A 13,055-nucleotide genomic window follows, 5' to 3' on the forward strand; every position below is an offset into this window, starting at 1 on the left:
GCGGACGTTTTTAGACGCGGATGAAACCTAAGACGGGCTGTGAGCGGAAAGCTCTCTCAATCGTTATTCCCCACATTCAGCCACGCGGACTCTGCAAGCAGTTGTCTGTGGAGCGCTGGACTTTGCTTGACCCGACCCGAGAGCCAGGCACGGCAGTAACTCTCAGCCGACCCGATAATTAGTGAGGGTATGAGCTCGCGCGGCAGATCCTTCAGGTCACGGCGATGAGCCGGGTCGCTAAACCAATCTCTCATCTGGGCGTTCCTGACGCGATTGGCTTCTTTGAGCTGATCGCCGAAGGCACTTTGTGCGACTGCGTAGCGGGCCTGGTACTGAAAGCGCGCCCAATCTGGTTGGCCAACGACCCAATCGACATAGCTAAAGACCAAGGCGTAGACCCACTCCTTGGTCGCATTCACACCGCTTACATAGCTGTTTCGCAGGTGCGCTTGGTCGTCCAGCGCCGCCATATAGAGCGCTGCTATCACGCCTTCCTTGTTCCCAAAATGGTGATAGATAGATCCCACACTCGTCTCGCTCTCGGCTCGGATGATATCGATGGTGGTTGCATCGATTCCGTGCTCATTGAACAGCCGTAGGGCACAGCGAAGAATCTGCCGTTTGGACTCGGCACGTCGCCCAGGATAACAGCGCTCAAGGAGATCAGTGGGTTCCATTCTTCAGTCCGGGCAAAAACGCGATGGTAAGTGAAACGGAGAACACATACGAGCCGTTGACGGTTTGTGAAAATAAGAATATTGTTCTATAACAGAATCAAATTCTGTATTTCACTCTACCGTTCACTAGATCAGAGATCGCCCTTCATGAACCAGACTCTCGGCATGTACCAAAGTGTTGGCGCTTCCGCTTTCAGCAACATGGCCTGCCAAATGGCCCCCTACTTCGGCACTATCACTCCGGAAATTTCCGTACTGACTCCCGGTCGCGCCGAAGTGAAAGTGCCTTTTCGCAAAGAAATCACCAACCATCTCGCCTCTGTTCACGCTATCGCACTGTGTAACGCTGCAGAACTCGCCGGCGGCATGATGACCGAGGTATCCATTCCTAGCGGCGCAAAATGGATTCCCAAAGGCATGACCGTCGAGTATCTAGCTAAAGCCAAGACCTCCGTTCATGCAATCGCCGACGGCAGCGAAGTTGATTGGGAATCGGCGGGCGACAAAGTCGTTCCGGTCGAAATCTTCGACGAGGCTGGCGTGAAAGTCTTTACCGCACGCATCACCATGAACGTGAAGCTTGGCTAAGTAGCTGGCCGACCAGCCGCTCCCATAGTGGCTGGTTTTTTCGGCTCACACCTGAGCGGCTAATCACTGTCGGTGCTCGTCACCGATAGGCAGTCGGTGCGCACAAGTTTGAAGGTTCTTTCTGCGGCTAATTAGGTGGCCGGAAGGAGCGCCTGCGTATATTTCCAATCCATTAACTGAATACAGCAAGGTAGCCGGATGTTCTTTGGTGGGAAACGCTTTGCGGTTTTCCACCCTGTGCGATCTCGGGCGTTTTGTAGGGTGGACAACGTTTACTTGTCCACCAGCTTCTGCGACCGGCAGTTTCGGGTCGATTTCAGCCGGTAGGCGTGGAAACGCATTCCCGAGTATTCGAGTCGTCATTCAGTACACTAACGTGCGGCCAAGTGGTGCACATCTAATTGGCCGCCATCACTTGACCCTGCTAATGTTTTTGGGGCGTTGGGATGATGCTTCTCAGTCTGGAGCAGAAGAGGCATCTGTTGATTAACCGTCAGCCGATTGTTGTCGCACAACAAGCATTGCCAAAGCCTAGGGTTCTTGAAGGAGAACTTGATGATGGAAATTCAATACGTTGTAAGGCCAGCAGACTGGCAAATTCGTAGCAATTTACCCACCCAAAGGGCCGTTCAATACTGCAGTAGGTCTTTTCGAAGAGGTGCCTTCTGATGATCGAATCTCCCTTTGTAGCGCACCGCGGCATCCTAGTTGACGGTTTCTACTCGGCCGCCTGCTTTCTTAGGGCGTTCGCGATGTCCATGTACGAAGGGGACATTTCTCCCCTGGACGCGGGCGGTCTGCGAAACCTTGACCACCACCACATGAAGGTTTTTCAGGAGATGGCAGCTTGGTTTCGACTCCACGGTCCAAACCACCCTGATTTCATCGACGTGTGTAAGGCTATTAAGGCGAACCGATTAGCATCTGCCCTTGAGTGGAAAGCGCGCTTGGATGAGTTGCTGGCTAGCGACCCTGATAGTTACGAGGGTGGCTGCCGACAACACGAGGATGCAGTCATTTTCTATCGGAGATGGCATGAAGCTAACGTAGCCCGTCGATGGATTGACTGAAGGAATGCTCCAAGCGCTCCGCCATGCTTAATCTAACTTGCCAAGGTCACCACATCAGGCACTGGGTTCGGCCGCTGGTTTCCATTATGGATCGTTTCTGCCATTCCTAGCGCGCCGTAATCAGCCTGTTTATGACCAAATCGCGATGATCACGCCAGAACGCAACTACTAAATAGCGACGCACCCTTTCTTGTCCATTTCACACCGCTTAGGCTTAAGTAATCAGTCACGGCGAGATGGCCAGCCTCCGATCCTGAAGGATGCGCCCGCTTTGCCCGTGGGCTCGCCCAGTGATCCGCATCGATACTATCTGGCTCGCCACCGGTCCGATGGACATGCGGTCTGGCACTGAAACCGCGTTGGCCCGCGTAGTGGCGGTGTTTGGTGCGGCGAAGCCTTACTGCGCCTACCTCTTCGCCAATCGCCGCGCCAACCGCATGAAAGCTTTGGTGCATGTGCTGACACGACTGCCGACGCAGCGAGCGAGTGAAATTGCATAGCTTCTGCCACATCGGTGGCATATCGGCATGATGTACCATCGATGCTCTCCACACACTTACCGTAGCTGCACCGAACTGAAGGCGAGCACTTATTACAAGGCTACCAATCGCTCAACGGGCAGCGGGCGAGCAACTTTGTTCGTCCGCTCAAGCGTCCTTTAGCGAGGGATCGGTATCGGTGCTTCGGTGCTCAGGCTGTCGGCCCAGACCTGAACTGTTTGGTGACCGATCACGCGGCCGGCGTCCACATCGGCTAGGGCTGCGTGGGTCAGGCCGCCGCGCTCTTCTTCCCGATTGATCCACGTAGCCAAGGCTTCCTTGACAATCCAGTCCTTGGAGCGGCCCACACGTGCGGCCAACTGATCGACCCTCTCAGCCAACGGCGCTGGGACATGAACCGTGATAACCCGGTTTTCAATTGGGCAGATCAAGATGGGTTACTCCTACCTAACGAAGAACAGCGGACTGTCGTCCATTTTAACGGGGCACTCCGTTACTGCTTAGCTGAAGGCTGCCTCGCCAACCAGAAGTCTTTGCCGGACGGTTACAGATCTTTGGTCAGTGATAGACGCCATACTCGATGCGCGTCATTAGATCTACTACCAGTTCGTATCCGAACGGATTCAAAAGTAGCCGTGCCGGTGCCTCGCCACCTAAACCGATTGCAGGCTCAAAAAACCAACGAGATGCTGTTAGCCGGTCACCCAAAATATCCTGTGCCTTTGTTAGGACCTGTGAAAAACGTAGGGCACGCCCCCCTTGATCGGGATTAAGCAGTTTGCCCGGATGCTTGAATCTCCGCCTAACAGTACTCGGAGACACCCCTAAAACGGCAGCGACCATCTGGCTTTCCCGGGACTCATCGGCCGCTCTGGCCATCCGAGCCAGGTCATCAAACGTCAAGCTTTCCACCAGCTTGTAGACGGAGTAACTGCCAGAAGCAGCCTCACGCCCGTTCAGCAGCGCCTCAAGGGGAGAGCTTGAATCAGAGCAGAATTGCTGAGCCTGTCGCGAAGAGCTCATTGGAGTAACCCGTCCCCGAATGGCATGTTAATTCGAATGAGCGGTGTACCGTAGATGTTTAGCGGCGGAGAAAATGGGTATTGAACGGTCTCGGTCACAGCTGCTCCAAGGGCATGTTGTGTATAAACGTCCATCTTCAACTTGAAAGATATAACCGAGGGGCTTGAGCTCTGGACTTCTGGCAACGCTTAGCTCGATAAGCGGTTCCATTTGCCAGCGCGTGCTTCCATTTAAATCGCTGGGTGTGACAACGAGCACCTGCGTTAACCACTTGCTGCCATTAAGTTCAGTAAGGATCTGCTCAAGTACTGGCACGCTCGGAATCATGAGCATGCTAGCGACGCGGTCTCCATCGTGAATGCGCACCTGTTCGACATAGAACCAAGGCCATATGGTGGACTGCTCTACGTACTGCCAGTACTGAATGTCTTCGTCCTGCATTAGCGGAGTGAGCAATTCAGCATGCTTGTGCGTCATGAGCATGATAACCACCACTAAAAATGAACACTATAGATTGTAGCTCTATAGTGTTCAACAAGGCTTCATCGTTGCTTTTGAGAGAGCAGCGAGATGGATGGAAAGCAGGCCTTTGGTGAGGCCCTTCGGCGCGCAAGAAAGGGAAGGCACATCTCTCAGGAGGCATTTTCGGAAATCAGCAGCCGGACGTATATAAGTACTTTAGAGCGGGGGCTGAAAAGCCCTACTCTTGAGAAGATTGAAGCCCTAGCATCTGTTCTGGAGCTGCATCCGTTAACCCTTCTAGCGAGCTACTACATGATCAAAGATCCAGGCTCATCGGTTCTAGATATCTTGGGCGAGCTAAGGTCCCAGATGACCAATCCGATGAATGTTGGCCATGATAGCTAACGATAGATCTGGCTTACTGAGAAGATATTTGACCGCGTTGCAGCGTTTAAAGAACACGCAACGTGACGAATGTGAACATACAGGCACGATCAGAAAAAATGGTCCCATAACAAAACCGCCGATTATGGCCTGAGCTCTAGTACCTGAGAGTGCTCTAAATGAGAGGATTAGCGTTGATTTACTCTTGCGCAGATAGCAGAGGCTCTCATTGGTTACGTGCATTGAAAAAACTGAAAATAGTTAGATTGGATAAGTGATTGATTTGTGGACGATAAAACACAAGTAACTGTTAGCTGGGTTCCGGATATCTTGGATAAGCCAAACATCGTGGTCGAAGTGGTCTACGCCCTGGCCGCCAAGCAGAAGCTGCTGCGCCTAAGCCTGCCTTATGGCACCACGGTGCGGCAGGCGGCGGTGCAGTCCGGAATGCAGGCGCATTTTCCTGATCTGGATCTGCACAACAGCCCGTTGGGAATCTTTGGCAAGGCAGTGAGCAAGCCCGATGAACGCGTGCTGGAAGAGGGTGAGCGGGTGGAGATCTACCGGCCGCTGATTGCCGATCCGAAAGAAGTGCGCAAGCAGCGTGCTGCTAAAGCGGCGCAGGCCAAGGCCGAGGATGCGGCGCAGTAAATGCTGAAGTGTTAGCCAGCAGCGATGCAGGCATAAAAAAGCCCGGACATGTCCGGGCTTTTTTATCAGCAAATGTTACTGCGGCGTGCTTTCCAGAGGCTCTGGGGTCGGTACCGGCACGACTTTCACGTCGTCCACTTCGCGCTGAATTTGCTCAAGCAGCGAGCCTGGGGCGGGTTTCTCTTCAACCTGCGGCTGCTGAGTGGCTTGCGGGGTGGTAACGCCGCTGTCTTCACCTAGGATGGCCTGGTCGCGGCTGACGCCCGGCATAAAGTCGCCAGACAAGCCAACCAGTTGGTCGTCGGCATTGAAGTTAACGCTTACACGCTCCTGCAGGCGCTTACCGCCACCCGGCTGGATGCTGTACAGGTAATCCCAACGATTGGCGTGGAAGGTGTCAGTCAGCAGAGGGTTGCCCATGATAAACCGCACTTGCTTGCGGGTCATTCCCGGGCGCAACTGGTCTATCATGTCCTGCGTGACGACATTGCCCTGTTGAATGTCGATTTTATAAACCCCGGGGAATGAACAACCGGCGAGTGCGAGTAGCCCCGTAAGGGTGAGGCTGGTCAGCAGGAGTTTGGTTTTTTGCATCGGTGGGCGACTTCCACTATCTTGGCTGGGCAATATAACCCCGGATCATACCCGCAATAAAGGAAGCTGCGAAGCCGCTTCCGTGAGAAAGCAGACCATGGTTGAAAATAGCGAACTACGCAAGGCTGGCCTGAAAGTGACCCTGCCACGGGTCAAGATACTGCAAATGCTCGACTCTGCCGGTCAGCGTCACATGAGTGCTGAAGATGTCTACAAGGCACTGATGGAGGCGGGTGACGACGTAGGTTTGGCGACTGTGTACCGCGTACTGACCCAGTTTGAAGCAGCAGGTTTGGTGGTTCGTCATAACTTCGATGGCGGTCATGCGGTCTTCGAATTGGCGGACAGCGGCCATCACGACCATATGGTCTGTGTCGATTCCGGTGAAGTGATCGAGTTCTTCGATGCCGAGATTGAAAAGCGTCAGAAAGAAATCGTCAAAGAACACGGCTTTGAGCTGGTTGATCACAACCTTGTGCTGTATGTGCGCAAAAAGAGCTGATTGATCGGCATATGAAAAAGGCGACCCTGGGGTCGCCTTTTTTTGTGCTGTGTTTTGGGGTCAGGCTTGAGCGCTGCTGACCATCTTTCTGGCGTGGGCCAATGACTCCTCTGTCAGGTCGACGCCGCCAAGCATGCGTGCGATTTCCTCGACACGCTGCGCGCTGTCTAGCTTGCTGACAGCGGTGCGGGTGGCGTCACTGTCGCGCACTTTGTGCACAAATAAGTGCTGGTGACCTTGTGCGGCTACTTGCGGCAAGTGGGTAACAGTCAGCACCTGGCCGCGCTCGCCGAGCCGGCGCAACAGTTGCCCGACCACTTCTGCGGTGGGGCCGCCGATGCCGACGTCAACTTCATCGAATACCAACGTCGGTACCCGCGAGGTTTGCGCGGTGATCACCTGAATCGCCAGGCTGATACGCGACAGCTCGCCGCCCGAGGCAACTTTGGCCAGGGCTTTCAGCGGTTGGCCGGGGTTGGCGCTGACCAGAAACTCCAGCTGCTCCAGGCCATTCGGGTGTGGCTCGCTACTGCTGTTAGCGCTTAGCTTGATGTTGAAACGCCCGCCCGGCATGCCGAGGTTCTGCATTTCCTGTTCAACTGCTCTGGCCAACTGGTCGGCGGCGCTATTACGCAAAGTGCTCAGCTCGGCAGCCTTTTCCTGATAATGCCGCTCGAAGGCGGCCAGTTCGTCGCTCAGGCGCTCGGCAGCCTGGTCGTCGGCATTCAGGCTTTCCAGTTCTTCAAACAGCTGTTGCTGCATGGCGCCCAACTCGGTTGGTTGGATGCGGTGCTTGCGCGCCAGGGTGTAGATCGCGTCCAGACGCTCTTCCATTTGTTGCAGGCGCTCGGGGTCGGCGTCAAAGTGGTCGAGAAAACGGTTCAGCTCGCCGACGGCTTCTTCTACCTGGATTTGGGCGCTGGCCAACAGGTTGGTGGCTTCGCTCAGTGCGCCGGGCTGACCCTGGAAGGCGCTGAGGCGATTGAGGCTGCTGGTCAGGGCGGATAACACGTTGCCAGCGTCATTCTCGCTGCATTGCTCGATCACCAGGCGGCATGCGCTGAGCAGGCTTTCGGCGTTGGTCAGGTTTTTATGTTCCTGCTCCAGTTGTTCTAGCTCGTCCTCACCCAAGGCTAGGTTATCCAGTTCTTCGAGCTGATAACTGAGCAATTGGTGGCGTGCGCGTTGCTCGTCGCCGATGTTGGCGATGCGTTCCAGCTCATTGCGCGTCTGTTTCCAGCGCTGTGCAGCGAGCTGCACCTGGCGCGCCAGTTCCTGGCTGCCTGCGTATTCGTCGAGCAGGCGGCGGTGGGTATCGGGCTTGAGCAGGGATTGGTGTTCATGCTGGCTGTGGATGTCGATCAGCAGCTCGCCCAAGGCTTTGAGATCACCTTGCGGGCAGGGTGAGCCGTTGATGTAGCCGCGGGAGCGGCCTTCGGCGGTGATCACTCGACGCAGGATGCACGGGCCGTCGTTGTCCAGATCACGCTCGGCCAGCCAGGCGCGGGCTTCGGGGATGTCGTGCAGGTCGAAGCTGGCGAGGATGTCCGCTTTATCCGCGCCGGGACGCACCACGCCGCTGTCGGCGCGATCGCCCAGGGTCAGGCCGAGGGCGTCGAGCATGATCGACTTGCCGGCACCGGTTTCGCCGCTGATCACGCTCATGCCGGCGTCCAGCTCTAGATCAAGGTGTTCAACGATGGCGTAGTTATGTACGGACAGGTGCACCAGCATGGCGAGGGCCTCCCAAGTTCATGTCTGGTTATTTATACAGTGTTTTTTTGTGGGCTGACAATCCGTCTGTTGTCCTTGAAACCACATTTTTTGACCCCATATAGCAGCCAGGTACGTGAGTTAAGGCTCGCGTCGGATTTATAAGAGGAGAGACGCATGGCTGACGAACAGACCCTGGATACGCAGAATCCCGATGTACAAACAGCTGCCGAAGCGGCTGCGGGCGATGACCTGGTTGCCCGCGTGCAAGCGCTGGAAGAGCAACTGGCTACTGCGCAGGATCAGTCGCTGCGCATGGCTGCCGATCTGCAGAATGTGCGCCGCCGCGCCGAGCAGGATGTAGAGAAGGCGCACAAATTCGCTCTGGAGAAATTCGCCAACGACCTGTTGCCGGTGGTGGATAGTCTGGAGCGCGGTCTTGAACTTTCGAATCCGGATGATGAGGCGATCAAGGCAATTCGTGAGGGCATGGAGCTGACACTCAAGCTGTTCGGCGACACCCTCAAGCGTCACCAGTTGGAAGCCATTGACCCGCATGGTGCACCGTTCAACGCCGAGCATCATCAGGCGATGGCGATGCAGGAAAGCACCAGCGTCGAGCCAAACAGCGTGCTCAAGGTGTTCCAGAAGGGCTACATGCTCAATGGTCGTCTGCTGCGCCCCGCCATGGTGGTGGTCAGCAAGGCGCCGGTAGAAGCGCCGCCATCGATCGATGAGCAGGCTTGAAATTCGCCGAGCTGCCCCCATTAAACAGTCAAGCGTTTTAGTGCTACCGCCGCTGGCAACGATCAGTGGCGGGATTATCAAAGTTTCGGGAGAGTGAAGATGGGCAAAATTATTGGTATCGACCTGGGGACCACCAACTCGTGCGTCTCGGTTCTGGAAAACGGTGTCGCTAAAGTTATCGAAAACGCTGAAGGCGCGCGTACTACGCCGTCGATCATCGCGTATGCCAACGACGGTGAAATCCTCGTCGGCCAGTCGGCCAAGCGTCAGGCCGTGACCAATCCGCATAACACCCTGTATGCGGTAAAGCGTCTGATCGGTCGTCGTTTTGAAGAAGACGTCGTGCAGAAAGACATCCAAATGGTGCCGTACAAGATCGCCAAGGCGGACAACGGTGACGCTTGGGTTGAGGTGAACGGCCAGAAGATGGCGCCGCCACAGATCTCGGCTGAAATTCTGAAGAAGATGAAGAAAACCGCCGAAGATTACCTCGGCGAGCCAGTGACCGAGGCGGTGATCACCGTGCCGGCCTACTTCAATGACAGCCAGCGTCAGGCTACCAAAGACGCCGGCCGTATTGCCGGTTTGGATGTAAAACGCATCATCAACGAGCCTACCGCAGCTGCTCTGGCGTACGGTATGGACAAGGCCAAGGGCGATCACACCGTGATCGTTTATGACCTGGGTGGCGGTACCTTCGACGTATCCGTGATCGAAATTGCTGAAGTTGACGGCGAGCACCAGTTTGAAGTGTTGGCCACCAACGGTGACACCTTCCTCGGCGGTGAAGACTTCGATATTCGTCTGATCGACTACCTCGTTGACGAATTCAAGAAAGAAAGCGGCATGAACCTCAAGGGTGACCCGCTGGCCATGCAGCGCCTGAAAGAAGCCGCTGAGAAAGCCAAGATCGAACTGTCCTCGAGCCAGTCGACCGACGTCAACCTGCCGTACATCACTGCAGACGCCACCGGTCCTAAGCACCTGAACGTGAAGATCTCCCGCGCCAAGCTGGAATCGCTGGTTGAAGACCTGGTGCAACGCACCATCGAGCCGTGCCGTATTGCGCTGAAAGACGCTGGTATCGACATCGGTGCGATCAACGACGTGATTCTGGTCGGCGGTCAGACCCGTATGCCGCTGGTACAGAAGCTGGTTACTGATTTCTTTGGTAAAGAAGCGCGTAAAGACGTTAACCCGGACGAAGCCGTGGCCATGGGTGCTGCTATCCAGGGCGCGGTACTGTCGGGCGACGTCAAAGACGTGCTGCTGCTCGACGTCAGCCCGCTGACCCTGGGTATCGAAACCATGGGCGGCGTGATGACTGCACTGATCGAGAAAAACACCACGATTCCGACCAAGAAATCGCAAGTGTTCTCGACTGCTGACGACAACCAAGGCGCCGTGACCATTCACGTGCTGCAGGGCGAGCGCAAGCAAGCCAGCGGTAACAAGTCCCTGGGCAAATTTGACCTGGCTGAGATTCCACCGGCTCCGCGTGGCGTACCGCAGATCGAAGTAACCTTCGATATCGATGCCAACGGCATTCTGCACGTCGGCGCGAAAGACAAGGCCACCGGCAAGACTCAGTCGATCGTGATCAAGGCCAACTCCGGTCTGTCTGAAGAAGAAATTCAGCAGATGGTCCGTGATGCCGAAGTCAACGCCGAGGAAGATCGCAAGTTCGAAGAGCTGGCGACCGCGCGTAACCAAGGCGATCAGCTGGTGCATGCCACCCGCAAGATGATCACCGAGGCTGGCGACAAGGCTACTGCTGACGAGAAGACTGCTATCGAAACCGCATTGAGCGCGCTGGAAGTGGCGATCAAGGGCGACGACAAAGCTGAAATCGACGCCAAGATGACCGCGCTGTCCGAAGTGACTGCACCGCTTGCGCAGAAGATGTACGCCGAGCAACCGCAGCCAGGTGCACAAGCCCCGGGTGCTGAGCAAGCCAAGGACGCAGGCGACGACGTGGTCGACGCTGAGTTCGAAGAGGTCAAAGACAACAAATAAATAGGCGCAAGCTTATGCCGCTCTGGCCGGGCGTGACGCGAGTCGCGTTCGGCATGATCCGCCGCGCGGGAGCTTGCTCCCGCGTTGGCGTGTCTGGAGTAGACGATTTAAAGGTGTTGAAGACTTATGGCTAAACGCGATTTTTATGAGGTGCTCGGTGTCGAGCGCGGCGCCAGCGAAGCGGAGCTGAAAAAAGCCTACCGCCGTCTGGCCATGAAGTATCACCCCGACCGTAACCCGGACGATAAAGCCGCCGAAGAGAAGTTCAAGGAAGCCAACGAGGCTTACGAAGTGCTTTCCGATGCGGCCAAGCGTTCGGCTTACGATCAGTACGGCCACGCCGGTGTCGACCCGCAAATGGGTGGCGGCGGTGGCGGTCCGGGCGGGGCCAACTTCTCCGATATCTTCGGTGATGTATTCAGCGATTTCTTCGGTGGCGGTGGTCGTGGCGGTCAACGTGGCGGCGCACAGCGCGGCAGTGACCTGCGTTACACCCTGGAGCTGGACCTGGAAGAGGCGGTGCGTGGCACTACGGTGACCATTCGCGTACCGACGCTGGTCAATTGCAAACCTTGCGATGGCTCGGGCGCGAAGAAGGGCACCACGCCGGTGACCTGTACCACCTGTGGTGGTATTGGCCAGGTGCGTATGCAGCAAGGCTTCTTCTCGGTGCAGCAGACCTGTCCGCGTTGCCACGGCAGCGGCAAGATGATCACCGATCCTTGCGGCTCCTGCCACGGTCACGGCCGGGTCGAAGAGCACAAGACCTTGTCGGTTAAAGTGCCGGCTGGCGTCGATACCGGCGACCGCATTCGTCTGTCTGGCGAAGGCGAGGCGGGTGCCATGGGTGGCCCAGCGGGCGATCTGTATGTGGTGGTGAATGTGCGCGAGCACGCGATCTTCCAGCGCGACGGCAAGCACCTGTACTGCGAAGTGCCGATCAGCTTTGCCGATGCGGCCCTGGGTGGCGAGCTGGAAGTGCCGACCCTGGATGGTCGAGTCAAGCTGAAGATCCCGGAAGGCACGCAGACCGGCAAGATGTTCCGTTTGCGTGGCAAGGGTGTTGCCCCGGTACGTGGCGGTGGTGCCGGCGACTTGATGTGCAAGGTGGCGGTGGAAACCCCGGTCAACCTGGACAAGCGTCAGCGCGAACTGCTTGATGAGTTCCGCAAAACCCTGGAAGGCGACAGCTCGCATTCGCCGAAGGCCAATGGCTGGTTCGAAGGCGTTAAGCGCTTCTTTGGCGACCTGTAAATCCCGCTGACAGACTACGGGCCGCTGAGCGGCTGCTGCAGTCTGTGGCGACAGCTTGGAGCTGATAGCTATGCAACGTATTGCTGTGATGGGCGCCGCCGGGCGCATGGGCAAGACCCTGATCGAAGCCGTGCAGCTGGTCGATGGCGCAAGCCTGAGCGCGGCGATTGATCGTGCCGACAGCAGCCTGGTTGGTGCGGATGTTGGTGAGCTGGTGGCGCAGGGCAAGATTGGCGTCAATCTGTCCGGCGATCTGAATGCGGTGCTTGATCAGTTCGATGTGCTGATCGACTTTACTCATCCATCGGTCACCCTGAAGAACCTGGAAATCTGCCGTCAGGCCGGTAAGTCCATGGTGATCGGCACCACCGGTTTTTCCCCGGAAGAAAAGCAGCTGTTGGCTGAGGCCGGTAAGCAGATTTCCATCGTGTTTGCCGCCAACTTCAGTGTCGGCGTCAATCTGTGTCTTAAGTTGCTCGACACTGCGGCGCGGGTGCTCGGTGATGACGTGGATATCGAAATCATCGAAGCCCATCACCGTCACAAGGTCGACGCGCCGTCCGGCACCGCCTTGCGTATGGGTGAAGTAGTGGCCAATGCCCTGGGGCGTGATCTGCAGAAGGTCGCCGTCTATGGCCGTGAAGGCCAGACCGGTGCGCGCGAGCGCGAAACCATCGGTTTTGCCACAGTGCGCGCAGGTGATGTGGTCGGTGATCACACCGTGTTGTTCGCTGCCGATGGCGAGCGCGTGGAAATCACCCACAAAGCATCCAGTCGCATGACCTTCGCCAAAGGTGCGGTGCGCGCTGCGTTGTGGCTGCAGAGTCGTAAGCCTGGTCTATACGACATGCAGGACGTTCTGGGGCTGAACTGA

At 56.5% G+C, this 13,055-nt stretch carries 16 protein-coding genes; 10 read left to right on the forward strand and 6 right to left on the reverse strand.

The features are described from left to right. Positions 1-56 precede the first annotated feature (56 nt). Positions 57-677, reverse strand: coding sequence for a TetR/AcrR family transcriptional regulator (locus BLO50_RS19510; protein ID WP_090255953.1), 621 nt, complete (start codon positions 675-677; stop codon positions 57-59). Between the two features lie 147 nt (positions 678-824). On the opposite strand from BLO50_RS19510, the gene BLO50_RS19515 reads away from it, so the two are divergent. The 3 genes from BLO50_RS19515 to tnpB all read left to right on the forward strand — a co-directional run bounded on the left by BLO50_RS19515 (position 825) and on the right by tnpB (position 2,835). Continuing rightward, on the forward strand, positions 825-1,265 hold the full coding sequence (locus tag BLO50_RS19515; protein ID WP_090255954.1) for a hotdog fold domain-containing protein: 441 nt from the start codon (positions 825-827) through the stop codon (positions 1,263-1,265). 668 nt (positions 1,266-1,933) lie between these two features. After that, positions 1,934-2,335: a hypothetical protein gene (locus BLO50_RS19520; RefSeq protein WP_090255955.1), complete on the forward strand. Its 402-nt coding sequence runs from the start codon at positions 1,934-1,936 to the stop codon at positions 2,333-2,335. 260 nt (positions 2,336-2,595) lie between these two features. Beyond that, a complete protein-coding gene (tnpB, locus tag BLO50_RS19525; RefSeq protein ID WP_090255956.1) occupies positions 2,596-2,835 on the forward strand; it encodes an IS66 family insertion sequence element accessory protein TnpB in 240 nt (79 codons plus the stop codon). Positions 2,836-2,993: 158 nt separating this feature from the next. On the opposite strand, the gene BLO50_RS19530 is transcribed toward tnpB, so the two are convergent. The 3 genes from BLO50_RS19530 to BLO50_RS19540 form a co-directional block, all read right to left on the reverse strand. Then, on the reverse strand, positions 2,994-3,266 hold the full coding sequence (locus BLO50_RS19530; RefSeq protein ID WP_169852858.1) for a CopG family ribbon-helix-helix protein: 273 nt from the start codon (positions 3,264-3,266) through the stop codon (positions 2,994-2,996). 127 nt (positions 3,267-3,393) lie between these two features. Further along, positions 3,394-3,858, reverse strand: coding sequence for an antitoxin Xre/MbcA/ParS toxin-binding domain-containing protein (locus BLO50_RS19535; RefSeq protein ID WP_090255957.1), 465 nt, complete (start codon positions 3,856-3,858; stop codon positions 3,394-3,396). Positions 3,859-3,885: 27 nt separating this feature from the next. Further along, entirely contained in the window at positions 3,886-4,341 is a 456-nt protein-coding gene (locus BLO50_RS19540) for a hypothetical protein (protein ID WP_090255958.1), read from the reverse strand. Between the two features lie 87 nt (positions 4,342-4,428). On the opposite strand from BLO50_RS19540, the gene BLO50_RS19545 reads away from it, so the two are divergent. Together BLO50_RS19545 and BLO50_RS19550 are read left to right on the forward strand one after the other, a co-directional pair. Beyond that, a complete protein-coding gene (locus BLO50_RS19545; protein ID WP_090255959.1) occupies positions 4,429-4,725 on the forward strand; it encodes a helix-turn-helix domain-containing protein in 297 nt (98 codons plus the stop codon). A gap of 309 nt (positions 4,726-5,034) precedes the next feature. Continuing rightward, entirely contained in the window at positions 5,035-5,355 is a 321-nt protein-coding gene (locus tag BLO50_RS19550; RefSeq protein WP_090256040.1) for an RnfH family protein, read from the forward strand. Positions 5,356-5,430: 75 nt separating this feature from the next. Here BLO50_RS19550 and BLO50_RS19555 read toward each other — a convergent pair whose 3' ends face one another. Beyond that, the gene (locus BLO50_RS19555) at positions 5,431-5,949 is read right to left on the reverse strand and encodes an outer membrane protein assembly factor BamE (RefSeq protein ID WP_090255960.1); all 519 of its coding nucleotides are present in this window, start codon (positions 5,947-5,949) and stop codon (positions 5,431-5,433) included. A gap of 97 nt (positions 5,950-6,046) precedes the next feature. Between BLO50_RS19555 and fur the strand changes: the two genes are divergently transcribed. Next, the gene (gene fur / locus BLO50_RS19560) at positions 6,047-6,451 is read left to right on the forward strand and encodes a ferric iron uptake transcriptional regulator (protein WP_090255961.1); all 405 of its coding nucleotides are present in this window, start codon (positions 6,047-6,049) and stop codon (positions 6,449-6,451) included. Between the two features lie 60 nt (positions 6,452-6,511). Here fur and recN read toward each other — a convergent pair whose 3' ends face one another. After that, entirely contained in the window at positions 6,512-8,185 is a 1,674-nt protein-coding gene (gene recN, locus BLO50_RS19565; protein WP_090255962.1) for a DNA repair protein RecN, read from the reverse strand. A gap of 156 nt (positions 8,186-8,341) precedes the next feature. On the opposite strand from recN, the gene grpE reads away from it, so the two are divergent. From grpE to dapB, 4 genes are all read left to right on the forward strand, one after another. Further along, positions 8,342-8,911 carry a nucleotide exchange factor GrpE gene (gene grpE, locus BLO50_RS19570; protein WP_090255963.1) on the forward strand — a complete coding sequence of 190 codons (570 nt, stop codon included), beginning with the start codon at positions 8,342-8,344 and terminating at the stop codon, positions 8,909-8,911. Positions 8,912-9,010: 99 nt separating this feature from the next. Further along, complete coding sequence (dnaK, locus tag BLO50_RS19575) at positions 9,011-10,927, forward strand: molecular chaperone DnaK (protein ID WP_090255964.1); 1,917 nt, start codon at positions 9,011-9,013, stop codon at positions 10,925-10,927. 126 nt (positions 10,928-11,053) lie between these two features. After that, positions 11,054-12,181 (forward strand): molecular chaperone DnaJ, encoded by a 1,128-nt coding sequence (gene dnaJ, locus BLO50_RS19580; protein WP_090255965.1) that lies wholly within the window; start codon positions 11,054-11,056, stop codon positions 12,179-12,181. Positions 12,182-12,251: 70 nt separating this feature from the next. Further along, on the forward strand, positions 12,252-13,055 hold the full coding sequence (gene dapB / locus BLO50_RS19585) for a 4-hydroxy-tetrahydrodipicolinate reductase (RefSeq protein WP_090255966.1): 804 nt from the start codon (positions 12,252-12,254) through the stop codon (positions 13,053-13,055).

It is taken from the genome of Pseudomonas peli, from assembly GCF_900099645.1.
Lineage (GTDB): Bacteria > Pseudomonadota > Gammaproteobacteria > Pseudomonadales > Pseudomonadaceae > Aquipseudomonas > Aquipseudomonas peli.

Bases quoted from the DNA above. Each gene is read 5' to 3' on its own strand.
- dnaJ (WP_090255965.1), top strand. From the start codon at position 11,054: ATGGCTAAACGCGATTTTTATGAGGTGCTCGGTGTCGAGCGCGGCGCC.
- tnpB (WP_090255956.1), top strand. From the start codon at position 2,596: ATGCGCCCGCTTTGCCCGTGGGCTCGCCCAGTGATCCGCATCGATACT.
- BLO50_RS19540 (WP_090255958.1), bottom strand. From the start codon at position 4,341: ATGCTCATGACGCACAAGCATGCTGAATTGCTCACTCCGCTAATGCAG.
- dapB (WP_090255966.1), top strand. From the start codon at position 12,252: ATGCAACGTATTGCTGTGATGGGCGCCGCCGGGCGCATGGGCAAGACC.
- grpE (WP_090255963.1), top strand. From the start codon at position 8,342: ATGGCTGACGAACAGACCCTGGATACGCAGAATCCCGATGTACAAACA.
- BLO50_RS19515 (WP_090255954.1), top strand. From the start codon at position 825: ATGAACCAGACTCTCGGCATGTACCAAAGTGTTGGCGCTTCCGCTTTC.
- fur (WP_090255961.1), top strand. From the start codon at position 6,047: ATGGTTGAAAATAGCGAACTACGCAAGGCTGGCCTGAAAGTGACCCTG.
- BLO50_RS19510 (WP_090255953.1), bottom strand. From the start codon at position 677: ATGGAACCCACTGATCTCCTTGAGCGCTGTTATCCTGGGCGACGTGCC.
- BLO50_RS19520 (WP_090255955.1), top strand. From the start codon at position 1,934: ATGATCGAATCTCCCTTTGTAGCGCACCGCGGCATCCTAGTTGACGGT.
- BLO50_RS19555 (WP_090255960.1), bottom strand. From the start codon at position 5,949: ATGCAAAAAACCAAACTCCTGCTGACCAGCCTCACCCTTACGGGGCTA.
- BLO50_RS19535 (WP_090255957.1), bottom strand. From the start codon at position 3,858: ATGAGCTCTTCGCGACAGGCTCAGCAATTCTGCTCTGATTCAAGCTCT.
- BLO50_RS19545 (WP_090255959.1), top strand. From the start codon at position 4,429: ATGGATGGAAAGCAGGCCTTTGGTGAGGCCCTTCGGCGCGCAAGAAAG.
- dnaK (WP_090255964.1), top strand. From the start codon at position 9,011: ATGGGCAAAATTATTGGTATCGACCTGGGGACCACCAACTCGTGCGTC.
- recN (WP_090255962.1), bottom strand. From the start codon at position 8,185: ATGCTGGTGCACCTGTCCGTACATAACTACGCCATCGTTGAACACCTT.